The organism is Levilactobacillus senmaizukei DSM 21775 = NBRC 103853 (assembly GCF_001592085.1).
Classification (GTDB): domain Bacteria; phylum Bacillota; class Bacilli; order Lactobacillales; family Lactobacillaceae; genus Levilactobacillus; species Levilactobacillus senmaizukei.
This window is the reverse complement of the sequence record NZ_BCWD01000002.1, coordinates 21,631-48,276: the sequence shown is the minus strand read 5'-3', so window position 1 is coordinate 48,276 and position 26,646 is coordinate 21,631. Positions and strand designations below refer to the sequence as shown.

25 protein-coding genes are annotated in these 26,646 nt (G+C 50.1%); 22 read left to right on the top strand and 3 right to left on the bottom strand.

Annotated features, from left to right (window positions below; translation table 11 throughout):
* The first annotated feature begins 173 nt into the window (after positions 1–173).
* Positions 174–569 (top strand): MarR family winged helix-turn-helix transcriptional regulator, encoded by a 396-nt coding sequence (locus LSE01S_RS01015; protein ID WP_061775771.1) that lies wholly within the window; start codon positions 174–176, stop codon positions 567–569.
* 54 nt (positions 570–623) lie between these two features.
* Here LSE01S_RS01015 and LSE01S_RS01010 read toward each other — a convergent pair whose 3' ends face one another.
* Together LSE01S_RS01010 and LSE01S_RS01005 are read right to left on the bottom strand one after the other, a co-directional pair.
* The gene (locus tag LSE01S_RS01010; RefSeq protein WP_061775770.1) at positions 624–890 is read right to left on the bottom strand and encodes a hypothetical protein; all 267 of its coding nucleotides are present in this window, start codon (positions 888–890) and stop codon (positions 624–626) included.
* Between the two features lie 125 nt (positions 891–1,015).
* Positions 1,016–1,711, bottom strand: coding sequence for a hypothetical protein (locus LSE01S_RS01005; RefSeq protein ID WP_061775769.1), 696 nt, complete (start codon positions 1,709–1,711; stop codon positions 1,016–1,018).
* Between the two features lie 925 nt (positions 1,712–2,636).
* On the opposite strand from LSE01S_RS01005, the gene LSE01S_RS01000 reads away from it, so the two are divergent.
* From LSE01S_RS01000 to guaB, 20 genes are all read left to right on the top strand, one after another.
* Positions 2,637–2,903 carry a hypothetical protein gene (locus LSE01S_RS01000; protein WP_061775768.1) on the top strand — a complete coding sequence of 89 codons (267 nt, stop codon included), beginning with the start codon at positions 2,637–2,639 and terminating at the stop codon, positions 2,901–2,903.
* A gap of 68 nt (positions 2,904–2,971) precedes the next feature.
* Positions 2,972–3,361, top strand: a complete 390-nt coding sequence (locus LSE01S_RS00995; protein ID WP_061775767.1) for a hypothetical protein — start codon at positions 2,972–2,974, stop codon at positions 3,359–3,361.
* 390 nt (positions 3,362–3,751) lie between these two features.
* Positions 3,752–4,390, top strand: a complete 639-nt coding sequence (locus LSE01S_RS00990; RefSeq protein WP_061775766.1) for an SDR family oxidoreductase — start codon at positions 3,752–3,754, stop codon at positions 4,388–4,390.
* Positions 4,391–5,695: 1,305 nt separating this feature from the next.
* Positions 5,696–6,520: an alkaline phosphatase family protein gene (locus tag LSE01S_RS00985; RefSeq protein WP_061775765.1), complete on the top strand. Its 825-nt coding sequence runs from the start codon at positions 5,696–5,698 to the stop codon at positions 6,518–6,520.
* Between the two features lie 268 nt (positions 6,521–6,788).
* Positions 6,789–8,042, top strand: coding sequence for a NupC/NupG family nucleoside CNT transporter (locus LSE01S_RS00980; protein ID WP_061775764.1), 1,254 nt, complete (start codon positions 6,789–6,791; stop codon positions 8,040–8,042).
* Between the two features lie 894 nt (positions 8,043–8,936).
* A complete protein-coding gene (locus LSE01S_RS00975; RefSeq protein WP_061775763.1) occupies positions 8,937–10,250 on the top strand; it encodes an NCS2 family permease in 1,314 nt (437 codons plus the stop codon).
* 86 nt (positions 10,251–10,336) lie between these two features.
* Entirely contained in the window at positions 10,337–11,251 is a 915-nt protein-coding gene (gene rihC, locus LSE01S_RS00970) for a ribonucleoside hydrolase RihC (protein ID WP_061775762.1), read from the top strand.
* Between the two features lie 846 nt (positions 11,252–12,097).
* Positions 12,098–12,979 carry a metallophosphoesterase family protein gene (locus LSE01S_RS00965; RefSeq protein WP_061775761.1) on the top strand — a complete coding sequence of 294 codons (882 nt, stop codon included), beginning with the start codon at positions 12,098–12,100 and terminating at the stop codon, positions 12,977–12,979.
* A 231-nt stretch (positions 12,980–13,210) separates the two neighbouring features.
* On the top strand, positions 13,211–13,939 hold the full coding sequence (gene rsmG, locus LSE01S_RS00960; RefSeq protein ID WP_061775760.1) for a 16S rRNA (guanine(527)-N(7))-methyltransferase RsmG: 729 nt from the start codon (positions 13,211–13,213) through the stop codon (positions 13,937–13,939).
* A gap of 19 nt (positions 13,940–13,958) precedes the next feature.
* Positions 13,959–14,801 carry a nucleoid occlusion protein gene (gene noc / locus LSE01S_RS00955; protein ID WP_061775759.1) on the top strand — a complete coding sequence of 281 codons (843 nt, stop codon included), beginning with the start codon at positions 13,959–13,961 and terminating at the stop codon, positions 14,799–14,801.
* A gap of 13 nt (positions 14,802–14,814) precedes the next feature.
* Positions 14,815–15,582, top strand: coding sequence for a ParA family protein (locus LSE01S_RS00950; RefSeq protein WP_061775758.1), 768 nt, complete (start codon positions 14,815–14,817; stop codon positions 15,580–15,582).
* A complete protein-coding gene (locus LSE01S_RS00945; RefSeq protein ID WP_061775757.1) occupies positions 15,572–16,456 on the top strand; it encodes a ParB/RepB/Spo0J family partition protein in 885 nt (294 codons plus the stop codon). Before LSE01S_RS00950 ends, LSE01S_RS00945 begins: the two co-directional genes overlap by 11 nt.
* A gap of 20 nt (positions 16,457–16,476) precedes the next feature.
* Positions 16,477–16,683: a DUF951 domain-containing protein gene (locus LSE01S_RS00940; protein WP_061775756.1), complete on the top strand. Its 207-nt coding sequence runs from the start codon at positions 16,477–16,479 to the stop codon at positions 16,681–16,683.
* 5 nt (positions 16,684–16,688) lie between these two features.
* Positions 16,689–17,789, top strand: coding sequence for a redox-regulated ATPase YchF (ychF, locus tag LSE01S_RS00935; protein WP_061775755.1), 1,101 nt, complete (start codon positions 16,689–16,691; stop codon positions 17,787–17,789).
* A 16-nt stretch (positions 17,790–17,805) separates the two neighbouring features.
* Positions 17,806–18,561: a DUF1129 family protein gene (locus LSE01S_RS00930; protein ID WP_061775754.1), complete on the top strand. Its 756-nt coding sequence runs from the start codon at positions 17,806–17,808 to the stop codon at positions 18,559–18,561.
* 1,282 nt (positions 18,562–19,843) lie between these two features.
* Positions 19,844–20,380 (top strand): hypothetical protein, encoded by a 537-nt coding sequence (locus LSE01S_RS00925; RefSeq protein ID WP_061775753.1) that lies wholly within the window; start codon positions 19,844–19,846, stop codon positions 20,378–20,380.
* Positions 20,381–20,473: 93 nt separating this feature from the next.
* The gene (locus LSE01S_RS11110; RefSeq protein WP_061775752.1) at positions 20,474–21,178 is read left to right on the top strand and encodes a hypothetical protein; all 705 of its coding nucleotides are present in this window, start codon (positions 20,474–20,476) and stop codon (positions 21,176–21,178) included.
* The gene (locus LSE01S_RS11105) at positions 21,099–21,845 is read left to right on the top strand and encodes a hypothetical protein (RefSeq protein WP_235808282.1); all 747 of its coding nucleotides are present in this window, start codon (positions 21,099–21,101) and stop codon (positions 21,843–21,845) included. Before LSE01S_RS11110 ends, LSE01S_RS11105 begins: the two co-directional genes overlap by 80 nt.
* Before the next feature lie 23 nt (positions 21,846–21,868).
* The gene (locus LSE01S_RS00910; RefSeq protein ID WP_061775750.1) at positions 21,869–23,596 is read left to right on the top strand and encodes a putative glycosyltransferase family protein; all 1,728 of its coding nucleotides are present in this window, start codon (positions 21,869–21,871) and stop codon (positions 23,594–23,596) included.
* 122 nt (positions 23,597–23,718) lie between these two features.
* Positions 23,719–24,858 (top strand): IMP dehydrogenase, encoded by a 1,140-nt coding sequence (gene guaB, locus LSE01S_RS00905; RefSeq protein ID WP_061775749.1) that lies wholly within the window; start codon positions 23,719–23,721, stop codon positions 24,856–24,858.
* A gap of 389 nt (positions 24,859–25,247) precedes the next feature.
* On the opposite strand, the gene LSE01S_RS10890 is transcribed toward guaB, so the two are convergent.
* Positions 25,248–25,424, bottom strand: coding sequence for a hypothetical protein (locus LSE01S_RS10890; protein WP_156470440.1), 177 nt, complete (start codon positions 25,422–25,424; stop codon positions 25,248–25,250).
* Positions 25,425–25,872: 448 nt separating this feature from the next.
* On the opposite strand from LSE01S_RS10890, the gene croR reads away from it, so the two are divergent.
* Positions 25,873–26,562 carry a response regulator transcription factor CroR gene (gene croR, locus LSE01S_RS00900; protein ID WP_061775748.1) on the top strand — a complete coding sequence of 230 codons (690 nt, stop codon included), beginning with the start codon at positions 25,873–25,875 and terminating at the stop codon, positions 26,560–26,562.
* Positions 26,563–26,646: the final 84 nt, after the last annotated feature.

The following is a 26,646-nucleotide window of genomic DNA, read 5'->3' as shown; positions in this document are numbered from 1 at the left end:
TGAGATGTGATTTGTTCATAATATAGTCGGTTATCTATGATAGGATATTTAGGTAGGGCAAGTTAGACAACAATCTGTTTGCCGCCTTACTTGCTAATATGCACGATGACTATGTTAAAGACACATCGGCAATTAATTCAGAATTGCTGGTGGTCACGAGGAGGAAGAGCGTCATGATGGAAGCCAACAAGTTAGCCGTAGATGTAGAACGGATTCACCAATTGAATTCGTTACTCCGGCCATTTATCAAACGCCCGAGCACTGGGGATGCGATTACGTTTGAACAATATCGAATTCTCCATGAACTGGCATCAGAAAAAATCAGTACCAGTGAATTGTCTCGGCGTCTAAACGTCGGCCAATCCATGGTATCCATTCAAATCAGTCGGTTGCTCAACGGTGGGTTTATCCAAGACGAAACCTTACCAACGGACCGGCGTTACCACGTCTTTCAAATCACGGCGCGGGGCCGGCGGGTTGAAGAGCACGTCAGCGACATCTTGAGCGGGGTCGTTCCCGACCTGATGCGCCAACTGGCGGATATCATCGATGGCCCCACTAATGATTAAGTAATAAAAAACGGAGAAGCCGGTTACTCACCAGGCTTCTCCGTTTTCATTTGCTTATTCAGCTGCTTCGACTTCTTCTTCGTCTTCTTCGGGTTCATCGATGGCATTACCATCTGCGTCGACCAGTTGAAGTTCACTCATCCGGATAACGACTAAGTCGCCGAATGAATCGATCTTATCCGTTTCTTTCTTGGATAATTGGTCGGGTTCGACTTTAACGATAACTGAGTGTTCGTAGAGTTTAGTAACGGTGCCATAGAATGAATCGGAAAATAGTTCAGTTTTTTTACAGAATACTCGATTATCTTCGTGCAGTGCCATGTAACTCGTCCCCCATTAAGGTAATTTATAACAGAGTAATGGTCAGTCGGCAAAAAGTCAAGGGAATTTGGAAAAATAGTCCCTCTGGCTGAAAGATTTAGGGGATTATCGAATATTATAACTAACTAACTCCGTAACTGTTCGATCTTAGACTGGGTGGCGTAGTTCCGTAACAGTTCACTCTGCCGGGTCACGGCCGTGGCAAAGTTGCTGAGAAAATCAAGGTCCAGATCACTCAGTGGTCGTTGCACCTGCGCGGCGGTTAACAGGGCATCCACCTGGTTGGCCAGATCGGTGTTGGTGGTCATCAATTGTTCGAAAGCATTGGTGGCCACGATACCGCCGGCAGTGGCCGTTGGTGTAACTGTGGCTTGACTGGCTGGGGCCGCCGAAGCGATCGGAGCGGTCGTCGCACTGGAAACGGGCGTGGCCGTGGAGCTGGCCGCCACCTTGGTTGGGGCGCTGGTCGTCTGCTTAGGCTTAGTAATGGACTTCTTGGCCGCGGGCTTAGGCGCGGCAGCCGGGTGGTGTTGCCGCTTGGGGGCTGGCCCCTTGCTGTCGAAATAGTAGTAGACCTGCCGGGGCGTTACCGCGGCCTTCTTGATCCGGCCATCGATTGAAGGGGCGGCGGACACCGCACCCATGACGACGGACCTCGTATAGCCCTGGTCACCTAACATCTGACGTAAGGTGACGGCCCGTAGTCCACGAATGCCGGGGAATTTTTCATCAGAGGCGACTTCGGTGATTTGGTCATCCTGAAGCCACGTCATAATTTGTTGGCGGATCTTGGCCGCCTGACTATTTTTGGTATTTGCCATTGTGAACCTCCGTTTTAGTTTGATAAGTGTTTTATTTAAGGTAGATGGTTCTGTCTCGCTCGCCCCCAGCCCGGATGGGCTGGAACGCTGTGAACAGGACTTCAAGCCAAAGGGCGGTCTTGAAGGTCCGTTCTGCCTAAGCGGAGAAGTTCGCTCCCCTAAGGCAGTGCCACGGCTGAGCCCGGGCTGGGGGCGAGCTGCCTGTGTCGTTGTCTCAATTATAGTGACAACTGATTAATCAAATCAATCAGTTGTCAGTTTGCGCCAATGGGCGTAAATACTTGTTCTCAGGCAGGGTGCCTACTTACTCAGGAAAGTTAAGTGGTTATTCCGCGCTGTTGAGTCGCTCTCATCATAGCGGTTGTGCCTTATCGGTGGGGTACGATTAACTCGCCTGTAAATATTATTTCTATAATAGGTGGAGATTTGTGAAATAATATTAGTAAAATTGACCGCTAACGTAGATGGCTAAAGGCTTTTGGTGACCATAGTGGTCGATCAAAAGCCGGAGGCGGCTAGGTGAAGCGCAGTGACAATGGTCTTAGTGGGGATTTTTCCCACTTAGAGCATGGCCGACTTTAGAGACCGTCCTTTGGCTCTAAAGCGTGCCCACAGCGCGAAACCTAGCCGCCGCAGGCGAGCCAACCTCTACCAACTTCCATACAATCTCGTAGGCTATTGAAAACCGTCTACTTAATATTGAATCATTGTTATTCGCTGACAACAAGAGTTATTGGTCAAAACATTATGAATTTTAAGGGAGTTTTGGCGCCTACTAAATTTTTTTAAGTAAGTATGGTACAATCAGAACACAAAGAGGAACGCGTTAGCGACGCTGAGTGGTTTAAGAACTTAGCGCAGCTACCGCGGCTGAAAGTGACTAGCCCGGTAGCGGCAGTTCTAATTAATATAGGAGTGAACAATTTTGCATATCTTTGAAGATGAAAACGGGATTCGTCTAGTTGTATCCCATCAGCTCGGCCATTATGCCGCGCACTTCGCGAATTACGCCCCCGAACAACGTTTCGTGAACTACGAACTTCGTCGGGACCGGCATGGCCGTTATCATCTAACGATTGAAAAAACGAACCTCGTCGAACTGGACCAAGCGGTCTTCAAGAAGCCATTGATTTTCGGTGACCTCGGCGATAGCCTGACTCCCATCAAGGGCGTCACGCTTATGTTAATCTAGTTAGAGCTAGCACCAGCTGACAAGCTGATGCTTTTTATTTACTGAACTTGTAATAAGGAGACAGCGACATGAAACGGATTTACTTAAAGGGGCTAATCCCACTCATCTTGATCTTAATCGTCATGAATCTCGATCCACAGTCCATGGGCTTCAAGTGGTCCTGGTGGACAGTCTATCTGGTCATTAGTTACGCTTGGTTTTTCCCAACGGTCTACAGCCACTGGAGTCAAAGCGACTATAAGGACATTGACATGACGAACAAGAATCCAGTCCAAGAGGCGCGTCGGGTCAACATCAGCAGTGAAAACACTGGTAGCTTTGGGACCGATGCCGGTGGCCGGTCGAACGGTAAGGACAAACTCAGCGACTGGGGGATTGACGTTGTTCTACGATTTGGCGCAATCTTCCTGGGCATTGCCGGCTATGCTTGGCTGAAACTAAGACCGAAGAAGAAATAATAGCATATTTGTTTTATAGGCATCGACCAATTGGTCGATGCCTTTTTGTCGGAATGAAGGGACACGGGTACTGGGCAAGGTCGGACTGGCTTTTGAATTAAACGGGGAGCCTGGAGGCGCGGGCACTCAGCTGTGAGGTTATTCTTAGTCGCGGGCTGGGCGGCTTAGAATAAGGCCGACCTTCAAGACTTGCGGGTTTCAAGGCTTGAAGTCGTGTCCACAGCGTTCCAGCGCCGAAAGCGCCGCAAGGCGACCGAGGAGTATTGGGGGACAATAGATAAAGAATCAGCTACCTGCGGTAGCCGAAAAAGTTTAAACCTCTTTGCTTGCTAAATGTAATTGCCAGAGTTACAGTATAACCGTAGATAAAAAGAAAAGGGGTTCTGTACAATGACAAACGTATTAGTATTAGGTGCTCATGGGCAAATTGCTCGTTTAGCAACCGACCAACTGTTGGCCAATCCCGACAACCATTTGACGTTATTCCTGCGCAACGCCGACCGGTTAGCCGATAAGGCAAGTGACCGGGTCAAGGTGATCGATGGTGATGCCGGCAACGCCGACGACTTGAAGGCCGCCTTAGCCGGAATCGATGTCGTCTATGCCAACCTGGCCGGTAAGATTGAGGATGAAGCCAAGGCAGTTGTCAGTGCCATGGATGCCACCGGTGTGAAGCGCCTGATCTGGATTTCCACGTTAGGCATTTACGATGAGGTCCCTGGGGCTTACGGCAAGTGGAATCACCAGATGCTGGACGGGGGCTACCTTGAAACTTACGCCGCCGCAGCGAAGACCATTGAAGGGTCCGACCTGGACTACACGATCATCCGGCCGGCCTGGTTATCCAATCATGATGAGATTGACTACGAAACGACTAAGAAGGGTGAGGCCTTCAAGGGAACCGAAGTCTCACGGAAGTCGATTGCGGCCTTGGTCACGAAGCTGGTGGCCAATCCAACGCAAGCCATTCATGAATCCTTGGGCGTTAACAAGCCCAACACCGATGGTGATAAGCCAGTCTGGAAATAGGCTAAAAGTTTTTTCCGGAGCGGAACGCCTAGCGCCCGGCATTCGTTACCAGACCGGCTAATTTAGGCGGTCAAAAAGGGTGCAATGGGCCGTGATTCGCGGTATAACTAGGGTGTGCGTTGAGTAAAAGCTCCGCATGAATCATTGCTCCAATTACTTAATATGGAATCAATTTACTGAGCTCATTCTGTGAACCTTTCCTCCAAACAAGAACCCATGGATTTGCCTGGAATTGATTCATACTTTGCGGAAATGCTGTTAGTGGTCGCTGATCACTGGCAGTATTTTTTTATTTAATTAGGGAAGAAAATTTACGCATTTTGATTGCAAACGCTTACAACGAGTGCTATAGTAAAGCCATGGAAAGGTATCAAAGGTTGTGACAGTAACATCGGTAAGGTAACTTAAGCAACAGGAACATTTATGATTTCCGTTTTGGTAACGTGAGTCAGAGTTTCTGAGTAACTCCGAGATACTGAAAGATTCAATGCAACTAAGGTAAACCTTCTAACGAACTCTAGCAGTTCCAGGCAGTGTTAAAAGTATTTGAATCAAGCACCATCGACAATTGAATAAGGGAATTCAGTTTAGCGCTTGTCAAAGCGCGATGTTGACAGACTTGAGAACAGTTCCAGGCGTTAGCTAGAGCTCGGATGTTGTGGTAACAAGGGTCATGCGAAGATTTCAATAAGAATCGTTGGAGCGTGTCTTGTTGGTATGATGAAGGGATTAAAGTTTTAGATTCGACGTGACAAGCTGAAACGACAGTCAGAAATTAAACCATATGATTGTAGTTGGACTGTGACAGCTCAGCTGGGAAATTAAAGTAATGAGGCGATTAAGTATTAAAATGATTTCGAAACGGAAATTAAGTAGTCGTCACAACCTCCTTTCCGAGAGTTAGCGGACTTCAAGTATTCTCCAAAAAACTTGAAGCCCGTTTTTTAGTTTTAGGAAGTTGGTCGTTCGGTTCAACTAGATTTTTCCAGTTTTAGCTATGTAACGATTAGATTTTGAAACACACCAAGATCCCCTAAGTACCACGGGGTCAGCCTTTCTTTTGATCTTTGAAAACAGGACAAATTGTTGTTAGTAAATCCTTTTATCAACTTTTTGAGGACGTTCGGCAACCGGGATTGGGACGGGCCAATCGAAATAATTAAGGGTGCCAATGTTCGGAAATTACGAATTTCCGCTTTTCGCAAATCGGCCATTTACAGGCTTGGCGGGAAAAGGTATATTATTACTAGACAAAAAAACGTCGGGGGAGAATTTACAGGAATTTCACCTAAGGAGTGAGAAATAGTGGCCTTTCATCGCATTTTCGTTATCGATTTTGCCGGGTTAGGTTTGGGGGAAGCGCCGGAAGCAAATCGCTTTCAATCTGTGGGGGCGGATACCATCGGGCATGTCGCCGCTGGTTGGACCGGTCAGCTAAATCTTCCAACATTTCAGGAGTTAGGCTTAGGAAATATTCGGATTGGTCATGAATTGCCGGGCATTGCCCCGGTTGACCAACCGACGGGGTTCTTTGGCCGACTCCACATGCAGGCGACCGGGAATCATCCGGCGACCGGCTTGCGAGAAATGTGGGACTATACCGGGGCCTATCGCACGGAGAGCGTGCTGGATACGCTGCCAGCGGCTGGTTATCCAGTCACGGTAGCTGGGCCGTTTCTCAGTTACTTACAAACCCAGCGACGCACCCGACGGTTCCAGTTGGGGGACAATCGCGGGGCATTTCGCGTACTCTTTAACCGATTGAACCATCCCGACACCGGGTTAACCTACGTGATGTTGCCAGATTTCCGCTTCGCGGCTCGGCAACACGACGTGCAGGCGTTTGGCGATTCGTTAATTCAGGCCGACCAATACCTGGGGCAGGTGCTTCAGGATATGGCAGCCAACGACTTGTTAATCGTCACCGCGACGCAGGCCAGTGACCCGGTGGGGACCATGCAACCGACGCGAGAGTATCTTCCCTTGATCGTGGCATCATCGTCACGACCACGGGGACACGCCTTAGGCATTCGCCGCACGTTAGCTGACGTGGGCGCCACCGTTTTGGAAAATTACGGTTTGGCTGCCCGCGCCGCAGGACATAGTTTTTTAAATGAACTCACGCAGTAACCGTGAATGAACAACCATTTGAAAGGAGGTGAGGGGCACCAAGCCAGGGACCGCAACGTAGAGTTGTCAGGCAATCAGCGACAAATCATTATTGATAGATTTTCGCCATTTTTCTTGCCGCTGGATTGACGACCTGTCGAGAACTGGTGCTGTTCGTTCACATATAGAAGTTATGCTGTACATAATTTCTGCAGGAAACATCGAGTCAACTTTTGGATGACACTGGCGTCATTCATCAAAACAATATCGGAAAGAGGTATTTTGACCAATGCTAATCGCAGTCAATATTTTAGGGGTAATTGTTTACCTCGCAATCGCTTTCTTGTTCTCAAAGAACAAGAAGAAAATCAACTGGAAGTCTACGGCTATCGTTCTGGTTCTTAACTTAATCTTAGCCTGGTTCTTCACCAGTTTCGGTATCGGTCGTGAAATCGTTCAAGGCGCTGCCGACGGATTCAACTGGTTGGTCCAAGTGGCTTACCAAGGGATCGTCTTCGCCTTACCTAACTGGGTAACGCCTAACTACGGTGGTACTGCTAAGACCATGAACTTCATTACGAGTTCATTGCTGCCAATCTTATTAGTTGTTCCAATGTTCGATATCTTGACTTACATCGGGGTATTGCCATGGATCATCAAGTGGGTTGGTCGTGGCCTTTCATTCATCACTGGTCAACCTAAGTTCGAATCATTCTTCTCTGTTGAAATGATGTTCTTAGGTAACACTGAAGCCTTAGCCGTTTCTCAATTACAATTGAAGAGCATGCGTAAGGAACGTAACTTGACGCTGGCTATGATGTCAATGTCATGTATCACCGCTTCTATCTTGGGTGCATATACCCAAATGGTTCCAGGTCAATTTGTTCTGACGGCCGTTCCAATTAACATCTTGAACGCCATCATCGTTACCAACATGTTGAACCCGGTTGAAGTGTCTGCTGAAGAAGATACCATCGCTAAAGTTGGTGGCTCAAACGCCGCTGCTGCTGAAGATGGCGAAGACGACGGCAAGCGCGAACCATTCTTCTCATTCTTGGGTGACTCCATCCTTGGTGCCGGTCGTTTAATCTTGATCATCGCCGCAAACGTTATCGCCTTCGTTGCCTTGGCAGCCCTGATCGATAAGTTGCTTGGCTTGGTTCACCCTTGGTTATCATTGGAACACATCTTGGGTATCATTATGTTCCCATTTGCATGGTTAATGGGTCTGAGCGTCCACGATGCATTCGGCTTTGCTCAATACATGGGGACTAAGTTAGTCACGAACGAATTCGTTGTTATGGGTAAGATTGCTTCAACCATCAACACGAACGCGTTCTCACCTCACTACCGTGCCATCTTAACTGTCTTCTTAACTTCCTTTGCTAACTTCTCAACTACTGGGATGATCATTGGTTGTTTCAAGGGGATCGTTGACCGTGAAAACAACGAATTAATCTCTAAGAACGTTGGTTACATGTTACTTTCCGGGATCCTTGTTTCCCTGCTTTCTGCCGGGATCGTTGGGCTCTTCGTTTGGTAATCTAATCGTCGCTCATTGTGAGTGATTCTATACAATTGATGGCCCAGAGGCATTTGCTTCTGGGCCATCTGTGTCAATAAAACCAGTTTTTACTGGGTTTAGCCTTTGATTTTCTTGTGTGCGGAGCCATCGGCTCCGGTTGGCCAGATTGGCGCTGGAACGTCGTGGACGTGGCTCAGAGCCAAAGAGCGGTCTCTGAGACCAGTCTTTTCCTAATCCGAGAAAAGTACTCGAATAAGGAAAATTTCACGACTGAGCGCCATCTGGCCCGCCCTCCGCCTTACAGGGATCGCTATTGGTGAAATAGCGGTAGCCCAGTAGTACTGGTTCTCTAGACGCTGGTTATGGGCACCATATGCTCTTCATTGACAGGTGAATCAACTATACAATGCTGTATTTGTCGCTCTGGTGAACGTGTTTGCCGAGTGATTCAAAATGGCAGGAGGTTGGTGTTGCCAGTTAACCGACCGTAATTAGAGAATGGAATTTAGAGTACGGAGGACCCGGGGCTCAGCTGTGAAATTATTCTTAGGGGAGGGAATTTCTCACCTTAGAATAAGACCGACCTTCAAGATTCGTGGTTTTTACGAAGCTTGAAGTCGTGTCCACAGCGTTCCAGCCCCGGAAGCCGGAGTGCGGACTAGTTTCACTATTGCCGCATACTGGCCAACCGGAGCCGAAGGCTCCTGGATCTGTGAGTCAAAGGCTAGCAACCTGCAGTCAACAAATTAGCAAAGTCAGGCAAGACAGATTCTAGTGGCTTGTGGTAAGCTGTTCGTACGGGTGTCGACCTTTCTATGAGAGTGAAACCCAGCCGGAAGTATGAGACCTTCCGATTGCAATGCCCGTGAACTATGTGCGTCATAGCTGGCGTACTGAAAGATAGGGATTTTTATGGATAAGCAACAAGCGCAGGTGGAACGGGCGGAGAAAATGACGCTCGGAGAAGCACTGCGACATAAGGATGTCGTCCGCAACGAACTGATCGCAGGGGTCACTGGCTTCTTCGCCATCTCATACATCATCATTGTGAACCCATTAATCTTAAAGGATGCTGGGATTCCCACTGATTTGAGTGTCTTCGCGACCATCTTCTCGTCAATCATTGGTTGTTTGGTCATGGCCTTTTGGGCCAATGCCCCAATCATCTTGACGCCGGGGATGGGTGTGAACGCCTTCTTCACGTACACCGTTGTCGTGAACATGGGCCTGAGTTGGCGTGAGGCGCTAGGGATCGCTGCGGTGGCCAGCTTTGTTTATATGTTGATTGCCTTTACCAAGGCGTCGACGGTGCTCTCGGAGGCGATTCCAGAATCGCTAAAGAGTGGGATTACGGCCGGTATTGGCCTGTTCCTGGTGGAGATTGGTCTGGAGAAAGCCGGGTTAATCGTTGCCGGGAAGTCGTCGCTGATTGTGTTGGGTGATTTAACCAAACCCGCAACGCTCCTGGCGTTGTTCGGTCTGGTCTTGAGCTTCATCTTGTATATTCGCAAGGTCAAAGGAAACTTCTTCATTGGGATCATTGCGACTAGTCTGGTGGCCTTCCTCTTTGGGATCAAGGATGCCGACACCCCAACGGTTGATCTGGCTCGGCTAGGTCAATATCACAAGATTGTCTTTCAAAATGACTTCTCCAGTTGGCTCTCAACCCCATTCATCTTGGCCGCTTTCTCGATGACCATGATTCTGGTATTTGAGTCAATGGGCTTGTTGCAAGGGTTACTGCCCGACCAACGAAAGTTCAAGAAGACCTTTGAAGGCAGTTCCGTAACCACGTTCCTTTCTAGCTTCTTGGGGACCAGCCCAACCGTGGCGGCCGCCGAAAGTGCTTCTGGGATCGAGACGGGTGGTCGGACCGGCCTGATGTCGCTGACCGCCGCCATCATGTTTGCCTTGTCGTTGGTCTTCGTACCACTGTTGGCCTACGTGCCATCCGGTGCGATTGCTCCCGTGATTATTATTACCGGGGCGATCATGATGCAAGCCATTGGCAATATTAAGATGAGCGACTTCGCCGAGTGGTTCCCAGCCTTTCTAATCATTGTGCTGATTCCACTCACCAACAGTATCTCCACGGGACTAGCATTCGGTTTCGTTTGCTATCCGGTGATGAAACTCGCACTGGGACAGGGGAAACACGTTGCCTGGCCAGTGTACCTGTTAGGATTTTTGTTCCTACTCGACTTGATTTTCAGTTCCCTGCTATAGTGGGGAACTTTACTTAAGGGTTTAACGTAAGCGGTTACGCCGCTTAAATTATAAAAACCGAATTAATTCATTGGGAGGAAATAATGATGACAACTAAGATTATTATGGATACAGATCCTGGGATTGACGATGCAGCGGCCTTAACCATGGCCATTAATGACCCAAAGATTGACTTGAAGCTGGTGACGACGGTTGCCGGTAACGTAACGGTTGATAAGACCACGATCAACGCTTTAAAGATTGTGCGGTTCTTTAACCAAAGCATCCCCGTTGCAGGTGGTGCTGAACAACCATTATTCAAGGACTTTGAAGATGCTGCACGGATTCACGGTGAATCCGGGATGCCTGGTTATGACTTCCCAACTGACCTACCAACGCCATTGAAGAAGACGGCCGTAGAAGCCTTGCATGACGAAATCATGGCTAGTGACGAACCCATTACCTTGGTTCCAACCGGTTCATACACTAACATTGCGTTGCTCTTCTCCGAATACCCAGAAGTTAAGAGCCACATCAAGGAAATCGTGGCCATGGGTGGTTCGTTGAGCATGGGGAACATGACGAGTGCCGCTGAATTCAACGTCTTCACCGACCCAGATGCCGCCGCTATCATGTACAAGTCCGGTGTTCCAATCGTCATGGTTGGTTTGGACATCACCATGAAGGCCCTGTTAACTCACAAGAGCATCGAAACCCTGCCTACTTTGAACGAAGCCGGCAAGATGCTGCATGACATTATCATCCACGACGGTGACAATAGTGACGCCGGGATTGCCATGCACGATGTGAACACCATCTTCTACCTCCTTCACCCAGAAGCAATTACCACGAAGGACATGTGGATCGATGTTGTTACCGATGGTGCTGCCATTGGTGAAACGGTCGGCGATATCCGTGGCGCTTACCATGATGGTAAGACGAACGCCAAGGTTTCCGTTGATATCGACGCCGATGCCTTCAACAAGTGGTTCATCGAAGAAGTTCGGGCTATCAAGGACTAATTTCAACAATTACAGATAATGATTAATGAACGGCTCCCAGCACATGCTGGGGGCCGTTTTTGAGTGGCCATATTTGTTCGGTCACCGATAATTGCTATCGCTAAATTAGGGGCACAAGGCCCCGTTAAATAGGCATTTGTGGGCAATCCGAATTCTCCCTAGTAACCTTTACAAGAATGGGTGCATTTCAATACAGAAACGAAACATAGACCTGCTATGATGAGGGCAAGCATAGGGGAAGAGGATGATCGTATGTCAGCTGTACACTTTGATACGTTGATCTTATTGATTGTCACGTGGTTGCCCATGATTTGGTTTGCCAAGCCCGTTAAACATCCGAAGAAGTAACTGCAGCACCAATACTCGCCACCGTGTGGGTACTGGTGCTTTTCTGTCCCATTGAAATCTTGGACCTGATTGAAAGAGTCCAGGGGCTTCTCTGTTTCAAATTCGCGGATTTTGACTTGGTCCTAAACCAGTCTAGACCTCGACGATCTATCTAAGACCGCAGGGCGGCCGGAAATGGGCTCAGCCGTGGGACTGCCTTAGCGGAGGGGGTTGCTCCGGTTAGACAGAACGGGTTTTTGAGACCGCGCTGTGGCTCAAAATCCTGTTCACCGCGTTCCAGCCCATTTCCGGCAACTGGAGGTTGCCAGCCTTATCGAACCGCACCCTGAGCCGGGACTTTGTGCACGATCTGCGGAAACTTTACAGGATGTTGACGAATTTCATACAGAGAATTTACATCGGTTCGGTATGCTAGACCTAACTTAGTGATAGTCAGCTTAGCTGTCGCCGGGTGGGGTTCCCGGTGGTAGTAACTTTATTCGATGGGGCCACGGGGGTATGAATAAATTCAAAATCGTCCATTTATCCGATCCGCAGTTGGCGGCGGGAACGACCGCGCCACAGTATCATCAACAGATCGAACCGAAACATAAACTCCAGCGACTGTTTGACGACGTGCGACGTCAGCAGATTGAGCCAAATCTAATTGTCATTGGCGGGGACTTATTAACCGGTGGAACCAGCAAAGATTATGCCCAATTCCGCACCTACTTAGATCAGCAAGCTAAACAAATTGGGGCACCAATTCAGGTGATCCTGGGCGATCAAGACGACCGGGAAGCCTTTAACGAAGGTTACTTAGAAGAACCGCATCAACCGTACTATGCTTATAAGCAGGTTCATCAGAACATGGATTTTTATTTTCTGGATTCGAAGTGGGAACCCAATAAGGAGGCGGGCTGGCTCGACCGGGAACAGCTGAACTGGTTGAATAAGAGCCTCCATCTAGCGCCACGTCGGCGGGCGTTTATCTTCGTCCATCACCCGCTGGATACGCCGGCATTACAGTCAATGCGCTATGCCCTCCTGCAGAATAACCGAGAATTGTTGGCGATTCTGCACGGCCACAATATTGGCGGCATCTTTACCGGGCACTTACATTTTGGTGCGAGCTATTTGGTCGATAACGGCATTCCCGTGACCTCGGTGGGGTCGACGGCCACTTATATTGATTGCCAGAACCCCCATGAACATGAGGTTCATGACGGAATTAGCTACAATGTCATTACGATTCAACGGGGCTTAGCTAGCGTGACGAATCATCCGCTATTGCTAGGTGAACCCGTGATCGATACCATTCGGATTAGCAATACTGGTTTTGCCAAGCATCGCCCCCGGTTGATGAATCCCCGGCGCTTGGTGAACCAGCCCCCATTTTAAATCGACCTGTTGCGAGGCGTGATTCCCGGTTATATGACTGGAATCATGCCTCCTATTTATTTCCTGGGGAAAGCGTTCCATGTGACCCTGATTTTCGGTATAATAGAGAACGACGTGAGTGTGAAACGGTCAATTGAGCCCGGTGGTTCGGTTGCGTTTCACCAGTAATTAAGGTAAAGTATACTCAAACGTGAAACATTTTGTTTCACAAAATGAACTGGGAGATATTGCATGAATCCAGAAGAGTTTCGTGCCGCGCTAGCTAAGCAGGGCATTGAATTAACCGCTACACAAGAACAACAATTTGCGGACTATTTTCACTACTTAGTCGCGACCAATGAACACGTTAATCTGACAACGATTACCGCGGAGCCCGAGGTCTATCTGAAGCATTTCTATGACTCGTTGACCCCTGCCTTTTATGTGCCGGGAATCCGGACGGAACCCCTTACCATTTGTGATGTGGGTGCCGGTGCTGGCTTCCCGTCATTGCCGCTTAAGATCGTCTTCCCCCAACTCAAGGTTGCCATCGTGGACTCCTTGAACAAGCGGATTACCTTCTTAAATGACCTGGCAGCCAAGCTCGACTTGACGGGCGTGGCCTTTCACCATGCGCGTGCCGAAGAGTTTGGTGGTAAGCGGTCCGAACACCGGGAAGCCTACGACCTGGTCTTGGCCAGAGCCGTGGCCCGGATGTCGGTTTTGAGTGAACTGTGCTTGCCACTGGTTAAGGTGGGGGGGCAATTTGTCGCTTTAAAGGCGGCTCAGACGGCCAACGAGCTCGCGGTTAGCCAAACGGGGATTGTCACACTAGGTGGCCAGTTGAGCGCTGACGAGGCCTTTAACTTGCCTGTATCCAATGATCCACGCCACATCGTGGTGATCGATAAGGTTAAGCATACGCCGAAGAAATATCCGCGTAAGGCCGGCACACCCAACCGGGAGCCGCTAGAAGATTAATGGGATGGGGGTAAGATCATTGCCATTTTCATTATTTGGAAATAACCGGGATAAGACGAATGAACCAACGCATCCCGTGAAACAATCTGTCGTGATGATTCCGGTTGGTCAAATCATTCCCAACCGATTCCAACCACGGCAACGCTTTGATGAAACGGCGATCGGTGAGTTAGCACAGACCATTGCGGAACACGGGTTACTTCAACCCATTGTGCTCCGGCAATACGAGCCCGATCATTACGAAATTATTGCCGGTGAACGGCGATTCAGAGCGGTATCGAGCCTCAACTGGGACACGGTGCCCGCCATCGTCGAAACCATGGATGACGATGAGACGGCCTCCATGGCGTTGATTGAAAACCTCCAACGTGAGGAACTATCCGCTGTGGAAGAGGCCCATGCCTATCAGCAACTGATGGCTTTAAATCACATGACGCAGGCCCAATTGGCGGAAGGCATTGGCAAGAGCCAGGGGTTCATTGCCAATAAGCTACGGCTTTTGAAGCTGGCCGAACCCGTGCGGGCAGCTATTTTGAATCGTAAGATTTCCGAACGTCATGGGCGGGCCATGTTGGCCGTGCCAGCGGACGAACAACCGGAAATCCTCGAGCAAGTCTTGGCAGATCAGCTGACGGTCAAGGAGACCGAAGCATTGATTGCTGAGGCCAAAGCACCCGCTAAGCCGGCGAAACGACGGCGCAAGGTCACGCGTCATGGCGTGACTGGCGATACCCGAGTTGCGGTGAACACGATCCGGAAATCCGTGAAGATGGTCACCGACGCGGGGATGAAGCTGGAAACCCATGAAGAAGAAACGCCAGACGGTTACCGCATCATTATCGATATTCCAAAAGAAAGCTAGAGGTGGAAAACATATGGGCACTATCATTGCATTAGCCAACCAAAAAGGTGGTGTGGGTAAAACCACGACCGGTGTCAACTTGGGCGCAGCCTTGGCAAGTGCGGGTCAACACGTGTTGTTGGTCGACACTGATGCCCAAGGGAACGCGACGAGTGGCGTTGGGATTCAAAAGGCCACGATTGAACGGGAAATCTATGATGTCCTAGTCAACGAAACGCCGATTAAAGAAGCTATCATTCATACGGACCATCCGGACCTAGACATCGTGCCGGCCACTATCCAGCTTTCTGGTGCGGAGATCGAACTGACCCCCATGATGGCCCGGGAAACCCGGTTAAAGGCGGCCTTGGATGAGGTGCGTGACGAATATGATTACATTTTAATTGATTGTCCACCCTCGCTGGGGCTCCTGACCATCAACGCTTTCACCGCAGCGGATTCCATCTTGATTCCGGTGCAGAGTGAATACTACGCGTTGGAAGGGTTGACCCAACTCTTAAACACGGTTAAATTGGTGCAGAAGCACTTCAACCGTGATTTGAAGATTGAAGGCGTGCTGTTGACGCTGTACGATGCCCGGACTAATTTGGGTAAGCAGGTCAACGAAGAAGTGAAGAAGTATTTCCAAAACAAGGTCTATTCAACCATCATTCCTCGCAACGTGCAGTTAGCGGAGGCGCCTAGTCATGGGATGCCGATCGTGGACTACGCGCCAAAGTCGAAAGGTGCTCAGGTGTACGCAGAACTCGCAAAGGAAGTGCTAGCAGCCCATGGCAAGTAAGAAAGAGAAAAGTTTAGGACGCGGGATTGACGCACTGTTTGCCGAAAATGGTGTGGATACCGCCGAAGAAAATGTGGTTGACCTGGCGTTGGCTGACATTCGGCCCAACCCCTACCAACCACGACAAAAGTTTGACCAAAAGGGCTTAAAGGACTTGGCAACTTCGATCGAGAAGACCGGGGTCTTTCAACCCATCATCGTCCGTCAGCCAGACAAGAGCTTGCAACGCTACGAAATCCTTGCGGGTGAACGGCGCTACCGGGCATCTAAGCTAGCCGGTAAGGACACCATTCCCGCCATCGTCCGGACGATTTCCGAAGAACAGATGATGGAAATTGCCGTCTTGGAAAACCTACAACGGGAAGATTTGACACCTTTGGAAGAGGCCGAAGCTTACGATACATTGATGACCAAGCTCACCTTGACGCAGGCCCAGGTGTCCGAACGTTTAGGCAAGAGTCGGCCCTATATCGCTAATTACCTGCGGTTGTTGGGGCTGCCTAAGGCCGTGAAGGACATGCTGCAACACAACGAGTTGTCCATGGGGCAAGCGCGAACGTTGTTATCCTTGAAGGACAAGAGTAAGCTAGTTGCATTGGCCAAAAAAGCCGTGACGGACGGAATGACCGTGCGGACACTTGAGGCCGAGGTTAACAAGTTGAACGGTGCCGCTAAGAAGTTGGCTAAGAAGCCCGGCAAGAAGAAATCACCATTCTTGCGGTCCACGGAGAACCAACTTCAAGAACGCTTCGGAACCCAGGTTTCGATTAACGAAAGCAGCAAAGATGACCATCAAGGGCGGATTGAAATTGAATACCTGTCCAACGATGATTTGAACCGGATCTTAGATTTGTTAGACATTCACTTGGATTAATCAGATTTGGAGGCCTTGTCATGTATGATCTCGGAGATTTGGTAGAAATGAAGAAGCCTCATCCATGTGGGACTAACCGGTGGGAGATTACCCGGATGGGAGCCGACATTAAGATTAAGTGTACGAACTGTGGCCACATTGTCATGTTGTCACGGCGTGAATTTGAAAAGAAATTAAAGAAGGTATTGGTCCACCAGGCCGATGCTGATAATGGAAAGAGTGAATAATTGCTATGTCATTAACTGCAGGGATCGTTGGACTGCCAAACGTCGGTAAGTCCACGTTATTTAACGCGATTACGAAGGCGGGGGCCGAAATGGCCAACTACCCATTTGCCACGATCGACCCGAACGTCGGCATGGTGGAGGTACCCGATAACCGGTTGGACCGGATTCAGGAATTGATTCCAGCCAAAAAGGTGGTCCCAACGACCTTTGAATTTACCGATATTGCCGGGATCGTTAAGGGTGCCAGCAAGGGTGAAGGACTAGGGAACAAGTTCTTGGAAAACATTCGCCAAGTCGACGCCATTGTCCACGTGGTGCGGGCCTTTGACGACGATAACATCACCCACGTTTCCGGTAAGATCGACCCAATTGATGATATTGAAACCATCAACTTGGAACTCGGTCTGTCCGACTTGGAAGCCGTCAACAAACGCTTAGCGAAGGTTGAGCGGGCGGCCAAGGGGAGCGACAAGGAAGCCAAGGCCGAATTGGCCGTCTTACAGAAGATTCAACCCGTTCTGGAAAAGGGCGGGGCGGTTCGCACGATTGATTTCGATGAAGAAGAAACCAAGATTGTGAAGGGGCTGTTCCTATTAACCTCTAAGCCAGTTCTGTACGTGGCCAACATTGCGGAAGATGACATGGCGGACCCTGAAGACTCCAAGTACTTCAAGGTTATCGAAGACTACGCGGCCAAGGAAGGTGCCGAAGCCATTGCGGTGGCAGCCGAGGCCGAAGAAGAAATCGCCCAATTGGACGATGACGAAAAGCAAGACTTCCTGGAAGCTGAAGGGGTTGAAGAACCTGGCTTGAACCGTTTGATTCGGGCCTCATATCACCTCTTAGGCCTGCAAACGTTCTTTACGGCTGGTGGTAAGGAAACCCGTGCCTGGACGTTTAAGAAGGGAACTAAGGCTCCTCAAGCCGCAGGGATTATTCACTCCGACTTTGAACGAGGCTTCATTCGAGCAGAAGTCATGGCATTTGATGCCTTGGACCAATTCGAATCAGAAGCTGCCGTCAAGGAAGCAGGAAAGCTGCGGGTTGAAGGGAAAGACTACGTGATGGAAGACGGCGATATTGTCGAATTCCGGTTCAACGTTTAGAAGGGATCAAGAATACATGAGCGATAACAAGGAAACTCCACGCAACGCAGGCGCCCAGCAGTCCGCACGGAATGCGGGTGTCCGCCAGACTCACCGGCATGTCGACATCGAAGAACGGGCTGCCTTTGACAACATTGGTTTGTCCAAGCGAAACGCCGACTACATGTTCCGGTTTAACCGTGAGTTACAGAAGCAACGTTTGTCGCCGGACCACAAGGCCGGGGTCATCAAGCGGATGGTCACCGAGCTGACGGCGGGGCAAAAAGAAGGTAAGACCGCGAAGGCGATGTACGGCGACGTTGATGAACACATCAAACGTGTCGTTGAAGGCCCTAAGGTTGAACAAAAGTTAATCGGTGGTATTGGTTACTGGCCTAACGTCTTGTACAATGCCCTGACTTTCTTCATGATCTTCAACCTGATGTTTGGGCTGATGTACACCTTTAGTCCTAACCTGATGAAGACCAGCAAGCCCGTTGGGGTAACGGCCATCGCCGTTAGTGCCATTGTCGCTGGGTTCTTGTTACCAATGATGCCTAAATTATTGGACACACACATCAAGCACCGGTTTAACCTGTTCTTCCGGACAATTGCGGTTGTCTTAGGTTTCGGGGTTTGGATGGGATTGTTCTACGTCTCAGAAAACCTGACTGTCTTCAACCCAGTGCTTCCAGCAATGTGGAGCATCGTGCTCGGCGTGCTATCAATCGGTGGCATGTTCCTGGTACGGCGGTTCTTCAAGATCGAGGGCGGCTTCTTCGGTCAAAGCTAAATTTAAATTGATTTCGGGTGCCAACTATCGTCATGATGGTTGGCGCTTTTTTGTTGCTTTGGTCGGGATTGGCAACCTTCGGTTACCGGGCTGGGGGCTGGAACGCGGTGAACATGACTTTGAGCCCAAGAGCGGTCTCAAAGGTCAGTTCTGCCTAAGCGGAGAAAACCACTCCACTAAGGCAGTTCCACGGCTGAGCCCCCCTCCCGGCGCCCTACGGTTTGTGCTCGGCCGCAAATACGACAATGAGGTAAGTCGACATGCAGCGCTGTTGTTAGTAATCAATTGATTCAATTTGATTTTTACACCGCAAAAGACTTGAAGATGTTCGGCTGGCTGAACTGGGTTGCTACTTCTTGTTAGAGAATGTTGGCCCGCTGTGGACATGTCTTAAAGTCTGGGAGGACATCAGTTTCCAAGTACGGCCATTCTTTTGAGTCAGGAAGTTCCCTCGATTAAGAATGATTTCACGGCGGAGTGGCCACAGTCATTGGGATAAACAGTAGATCGGGAGGCTGTATTTGTTGTTGGCAACGCGGTCAATTTGGCTATCTTAATGGTTGTGGACGTAGGACAGCGATCCTGTTGGGACCAAAGGCTGGGCCCGATCAGGGTGCTGGTATTTACTGCGAAGTAGGCCTGAAAATATCGATGATTACAGTGAAGGTTGATCACGCTGTGTTGTTTAGTGGGACTGGATATGAGGGGTTAGTCACTATGGATTTTCAGGCGTTGAGGTGTTGGTCCTAGTATTCAGTGTTAGCCAAAGGCGGTTAGGGGTGGGGGCCTGTGAAAGTGGTGTTAGGCCAAGGGCTTAGGCCTTACAGCACGGACCGACCTTCGAGCTGACCGGGTTGTGGTTGGCTTGAAGGCGAGTTCGGAGACCGGGCTGTGGCTCCGGACGGGTCCCATAGGCCCCCACCCCTAACCGCCGACGGCGGTCCATCAAAGGATAAAAGCGGCCTTAAACTCTTACCAAGTGGCTTCGCTTAGTAAACTCACGGAAGTAAGCAAAAAAGAATTTCAGTTAAAAGACTAATAGACTGATTAAGCTAAACCTAACTGAATTGGTGGCTACTAGGAAAGAAGTCCAAGAAGAACAAGGATTCGGCGTATTAATGGCAGCTATTTATTCAGGGGCAAACTAATTGTGACCACCGCTAAACCCAGTGGTATCGGTGCTTGACCCCATTACTCCATAGCCTTATTATGCGTTCAAGTAATCAAGCCGAACCGGTCTTCGGCCTGACGAAAAATTCAGCATTTCGGGGAGGATTTTTTTATGAAAAAAGTCTTTGGGTATGTTGCAGGGTTAGTTGCAGCCTTATCATTTGCTGGTGTGGTCGCCACGACAGCAAACGCCGATGGAAACAGTGCTGATGCAGCAAGCGGTAGTGGTAGTGACAGTGCCACGATGACTTCCGGTGCCGACAACGGTGGCGGATCAACTGCACCTTCAAGTGCGACGAGCAGTAGTATTTCTAGTTCAACCAAGTGGACCTCTCGCAGAAGAGTCGTTCGCCGTCACCCAGTCGTTTATCGGCTGCGGGCAGACCGCGAAATGCGGGGCCGCTTACACTACGATCGTGATGGCCGGACCATCTTGTTCCAAAAGGGCATGAAGGGCGCACGGGTTACCCTACGTAATCGCCGAGGTGCTGTTGTTGACCGGTTCACGGTCAAGAAGAACGGCCGCTTCGATGTACGGTTGTCTCGTAAGGAAGCCTTGAAGTTGGACCACGGCGGTAAGTACTTTACCTTTACCGTTCGGGATCACGGCTACAAGCCTTACACGATCCGTTACGATATCAAGAAGTAGCTGGCTTGCTATAAGGAGAGGCGTGGGTAACCACGCCTTTTCTTATCTCGTCGGATTGATTGTTCACCGAATTAATGGAGAGGGGTAACGATTATGAAACGAATGCAATTACTGTTCCATCACCGCTCAACTCAGGTGTTAGGCTTATTGACCGTGGTTGGGGCGTTTATCATGGCATTTTGTTCCTACACCTCTCCCGCGTTTTATTTCGACACATCACCTGACAACAACGCGTTCTTCACCGTAGGCAAGGCCATGATGCACGGTATCGTCCCCTATAAGGACATCTTCGAGCAGAAGGGGCCATACGTGTACTTCATTCACGGCCTGGCCTATTTAGTCAGTCATCGGAGCTTTGCACTAATTTTTGTTTTTGAAATTATCACCCTGGTGGCGGCGATGTTTCTGGTTTATAAGCTGGCGTTGCTCCTGGAGACACCGGAACTGGGTAGTTTGTTACTCGCGCTGTTGTCGCCGCTGTTATTCGTTTTTCACCCATACTATGATTACGGTGACACCGTCGAATTCTTCACACTACCATTACTGCTGTCCCTGATCTACCTGATTGTCTTGATGGACCGGCGCCGTTTCGCCGTGAGTCACTGGTGGTACTTCGCGCAAGGCCTGATTGTGGGCGTGGTTTTCCTGTCGAAGTACACGCTGCTCGGGGCCTGGATCGCCTTTTACCTGTTGTTGGGTGGTTATTTTCCAGCCCAAGTTGTTTCACACCACCTTCGCCCGGGCGCTATATCTCGTCATTTTCTTGGCCAGCGACCTGTTGGCCCTGTATGGGTATGACTCCGGGTCGGTCTACGCCTATTATCAATTGGTGTACTTCGCGTTTTTCGTGCTACCATTAATTCTAATGGCCCGTTGGGGCTTAGCCTTTGCTAAATTACCGGCAACGGACGATCCGTTTATCATCGTTGCCACGGTGGTACTGAGCGGCTTTTTGGTGCTCGGTGTGAATAATAACGTGGTGAGTTCTCGCTTGTTTCCGAACAATGCTTCGGTGACCAAGCAGGACACGGCGGCACCACAACAACCCGCCCAGGTCGTGTTTGGACGGATCATGCGACGGTCGCCGCAACCGTTGACACTATTGAATTATGGGTCGATCGACATGGGTTTTTATACGGCCGCGGGCGCCGTGCCGAACACCTACTATTTTCAAAATTATAATATTCCGGAACAGGATGCGCCCCAGATTTTGCGGGGGCAGCGAGCCACGATTCGCCACCGGAAGGTCGAATGGGTGGTGCTGAATACGCCGGCAAAGAAAACCTTGCGAACCTGGACGGGGGATCCTTACCATAAGGGACAGATTACCGGGGGCAATTTGAATCCAGGGACGCGCGTGATTGCACAGTCGCTGACCAAGAACTACCGGTTGGTGGCCCGGCATACGCAATCATTCGAGAGTGTTAACGTCACCTACCGGCTCTATCAACGGCGGGCACGTTAATTAGAAGAGGGAGGCGAAGTAACTTGCAAACGAAATCACATACGGCCCTTGGGCACTGGGTGCGGCAGCACTGGGCGCTTGCCCAACTGTTGTTTTTCATTGTTCTCACGTTAGTCTGGCTTCTGCCCTGGATCGCTAACGGGCGGATCTATCTAGGGGATGACTTGGCATTCCATCTGAATCGGGTTCAGAGCATCACGCAGTACTTAAAGTTTGGTAAGTTGGGACTGGGGCACGTTGCGACCGGGTCATTCAACGCCTGGGGTTATCCGATTAATTTGTTTTATCCGGCCTATCTGTTGTGGCCCATGGCGGCACTTCAAGTGCTGTTTGGTGGGCCCTTAGCCTATACCTTGTATCTATTTATCATCAATATGGCTACCCTGTATTCGGCCTCATTTGTGGGGCAACGCCTGTTACATAGCCGGTTTCAGGGGATCATGGTGGCCGTATTTTACGCTTTTGCTCACTACCGCTTGTTGGATTTCTTTGTTCGCGGGGCGCTGGCGGAAGGAATGACCTTTGCCATCATCCCGTTAGTCTTTTATGGCGCTTACAGCATCGCTGCTGGTGACTGGCACCGCTGGTATTGGCTGGCGATTGGGATGGCGCTCATTGCCCTGACCCATTTGGTCTCACTCTTGTTGTGTGCGGTATTGGTCCTGGTTACCTTAGGGATGGCCCTGATCAAACGGCAAAATTTATGGTGGCGTTTCAAAATGCTGTGCTGGGCGGTGATCACCACGGTGTTCCTGACGGTGACCTGTTTAGCGCCACTGCTACAACAGCTGCATCGGGTGGGTAAACTCAATGTGGCTCAGTTCTCGCTAGAGGATAGTGTGCAACAGCCGTGGGCCTTCCTGACCGATTCGATGATGAATCGCATGGCTTCCGGTCATATCAACATCGGCTTGGTTGCCTTAATCCTGCTGCTACTTGGGATCGTGGCGTTTCGTCGGTTTAGCCCCAGGGATCGGTATCTGTTGGTGCTCGGTTGGCTGTTTACCCTCATGGCGACGCGGCTGTTCCCGTGGCCACCCTTTCAGGGGCTACTGGGGATGATTCAATTTCCTTGGCGTTTCCTGGGAATTGCCAATCTATTCGTGGCCTTAGTGGGAACACGGGCGATCGTGACCCTATTTGGTCAGGGATGGCGATTCAATCGCACGGCCTGGCTGACTGCGGGGACGGGGATTATCGTTCTGTTTGGCTTCTTTAGTTGCCAGGGCTTCATTAATAGCTCGGCGAAGACCAATCGGTCGATTCGAAATGATCAGTATCACTGGGCGGCAACGACTATGCGGAATCCCGATTACGTGCCGCCCCGGTCATTGGTTTCCCTGGATGCCATCGAAACGCATTCGATTGAGGTGATGGATACCCGGGCCAATGGCCAACGGGACCGGACGATTCGCCAGTTGAGTCGTACGGTGGGTCCCGACAGCTTTACCTATCGCGTTAGCAGTCAACGAGCCCGTCAGACCAAGTTGCCTCACCTGGGATACCAAGGTTATCAGGTTTGGGTGAACGGTCAGCGGCGCCATTGGACCGCCGACCAGACGGATGTGATCCACGTAGCGATTCCTAAGGGGCAGAGTACCATCGTGTTAAAATATGTACCTACGGGGATCCAGCGACTATCGGCCTGGATTTCCGGGCTGAGTTGGGTGAGCCTCATCGGTTGGTTGATTCGAAAATACCGGCGTGGGGTGACCGATTCACCGACTCAATCAGTAACGGTTGCTAAATAATTCAATGATGATAGTTCAATGAGAGTCCTTGACCTCAAAGGCCTAGACTGGTAAATTAAGAAACAATATCTCCCAGGATTCCTAACCGAGCCTGAGACTAAAAAAGAGGAGCGCTATCAACTATGTATAATTGGGACACCAAGTTTGCTAAAGAAGGATTCACGTTTGATGATGTTTTGTTAATTCCTGCCGAGAGTCACGTTTTACCGAATGAAGTCGATTTAAGTGTCCAATTAGCCCCGAACCTCAAGTTGAACGTTCCATTTCTAAGTGCCTCGATGGATACGGTCACCGAGACTAAGATGGCGACTGCGATGGCTCACAATGGTGGGCTGGGCGTCATCCACAAGAATATGAGTGCCACCGATCAAGCCAAAATGGTTGCCGAAGTTAAGGCTATCGAAAACGATGCCGAAAAGTTCCCGGTTGCGGCCGTTGACGCTAACAACCATTTGTTAGTTGCCGCTGCCGTGGGGGTCACCTCCGACACGTTCGACCGGGCCCAAGCGTTGCTGGACGCCGGTGCCGATGCGATTATCATCGATACGGCGCATGGTCACTCCGCTGGGGTGTTGCGGAAGGTGGCTGAAATTCGTGACCACTTCCCAGCAGCGACGTTAATTGCTGGCAACGTGGCCACGGGTGAAGGTACCCGGGCGCTGTTCGAAGCCGGCGTTGATGTGGTTAAAGTTGGGATTGGCCCCGGCTCAATCTGCACGACGCGGGTCGTTGCCGGTGTCGGGGTGCCACAATTGACGGCCATCTATGATGCCGCCGCGGTAGCTCGTGACTTTGGTAAGCCAATCATCGCCGATGGTGGGATGAAATACTCCGGTGATATCGTGAAGGCGATCGCCGCTGGTGGTAACGCCGTCATGTTTGGGTCGATGTTCTCCGGGACGGATGAAGCTCCTGGCGATGTTATCGAAGATGGTGGCAAGAAGTACAAGACTTACCGTGGGATGGGGAGCCTGGCTTCCATGTCACACGGTTCCGCCGACCGTTACTTCCAAGGCGGCGTGAACGAAGCCAACAAGCTGGTTCCCGAAGGTATCGAAGCCCGAGTTGAATACAAGGGTAGCGTTAACGATATCATCTTCCAAATGGTTGGTGGCTTGCGTTCCGGGATGGGTTACACCGGTAGCGCCACGATTCAAGACTTAATCAACGATGCGCAATTCGTCCGGATTTCCAATGCCGGTTTGATTGAATCACATCCACATGATGTGCAAATCACGAAGGCGGCACCTAACTACAAATAATGTTTTTGCGGGTCGATTCCACTGGGGATCGACCCTTTTTGTTTGTTTTGGGTTAAGCTGGCAACCGCCGGTTGCCGGGAGGGGGGCTGGAACGCGGTGAACATGACTTTGAGCCAAAGAGCGGTCTCAAAGGTCAGTTCGGCCTAAGCGGAGAAAGGCACTCCACTAAGGCAGTTCCACGGCTGAGCCCCCCTCCCGGCGCCCTCTGGTTGAGATCCGGCAGTCAATGTTCGGTCTCGACTAGTCCTGCATAAGTGGGTTGCTAGTGGGGGCGGTGTAGACGGTTGGTGGTTTTTATTCCCGTCAATCAGTGGTATATGGTAATAGCCAATTAGTTACGACAACAAAAAGCGCCAAGTATCAGGAGCCTGACTACTTGGCGTTAACCATTAATGTTGATGCCGCCAGTGTTGGAATTTGTGGAAGTTAGCCACGATGACGATAATTAGAACCATGGCGACCTCGATAAATTTACCGAACGCGGTGTGTTCAATTGGGAAAGAAGCAATTGCGGCCAGGACGACTAGGCAACTGAGGATGATGACCGTTGTGCGTGGTGATTTCATATAAAGGCCTCCTCACTTACACGTTTTGCCCCCAGTGTAGAAGCGGCAAAGCTAATTGCCAATCGTAGCGTACTGGAAAGTGAGGACGACGATGGAACCGTCGAATTGGGTCGTCGATGATTGGGGCGATTGTCGTTGCAGTTAGTGGTAAGTGTCAGCGCCGCGGAGACGGCCAGATCCCACCATCGGGGCAGAGCGACCAGGTCCCACCATCGGAGCACCAAAGAAGGTCAGCGACCGAAAATTTCAGAACCTTAACCAGGTTTAAACATCCAGTTGGCTAGTCATCGGTAATTAGTGTAAAATTAAGGAATGGTAAAGTGCCTTACGCCCGATTAAAGGTTGGTGGCGACAGGACGTTCCGGCGGGTTTATTTGCTAGAATGAAGATAAATCCAAAGGGGAAACCACTAGTGATGTGACCTAGTTGGTAAAGGAGACTAGCTCTTATGAAAATTTTAGTTGTCGATGATGATAAAGAAATTGCTCAGTTACTCGAAATTTACATTAAAAACGAAGGGTACGAACCCTTAACCGCCTATGACGGGAAGGAAGCCCTTACTAAATTACACACCACGCCCGATATTTCCTTAATGATCTTGGACATCATGATGCCTGAGATGAGTGGGATTGAAGTCGTGAAGGAAGTGCGGAAAGACTCTCAAATTCCAATCTTAATTTTGTCGGCCAAGACCGGCGATATGGACAAAATTCAGGGGTTGATTACTGGTGCGGATGATTATGTTACTAAGCCATTTAACCCATTAGAAGTCATGGCGCGGGTCAAATCACTGTTGCGGCGGAGCCAGGACCAAGTGACCGACGATGCTCCCGATATCTTGGACATCGGCACGTTGACGATCAACAAGGATTCCCACGAAGTGAAGACGATTGCCGGCAAGACGATCTCGCTGACCGCCTTGGAATTCGGGATTCTCTATCTGTTGGCCAGTCACCCCAACCGGGTGTTCTCCGCGGACGAAATCTTCGAGCGGGTCTGGCGTCAGGAAAGTATCGTGTCGGCCAAGACCGTCATGGTCCACGTGAGTCACTTGCGCGATAAGATTGAAGAAGCCACGAACGGTGAAAAAGTTATTCAAACCGTTTGGGGTGTGGGCTACAAGATTGAATCACATTAAAGGTTTAAGGTGGCAGTCAAGAAAGATGGGATGTTCAATGGAAAAATTTAGCGACTCCCGGTTGATTGGCACTTGGGAGGTCAG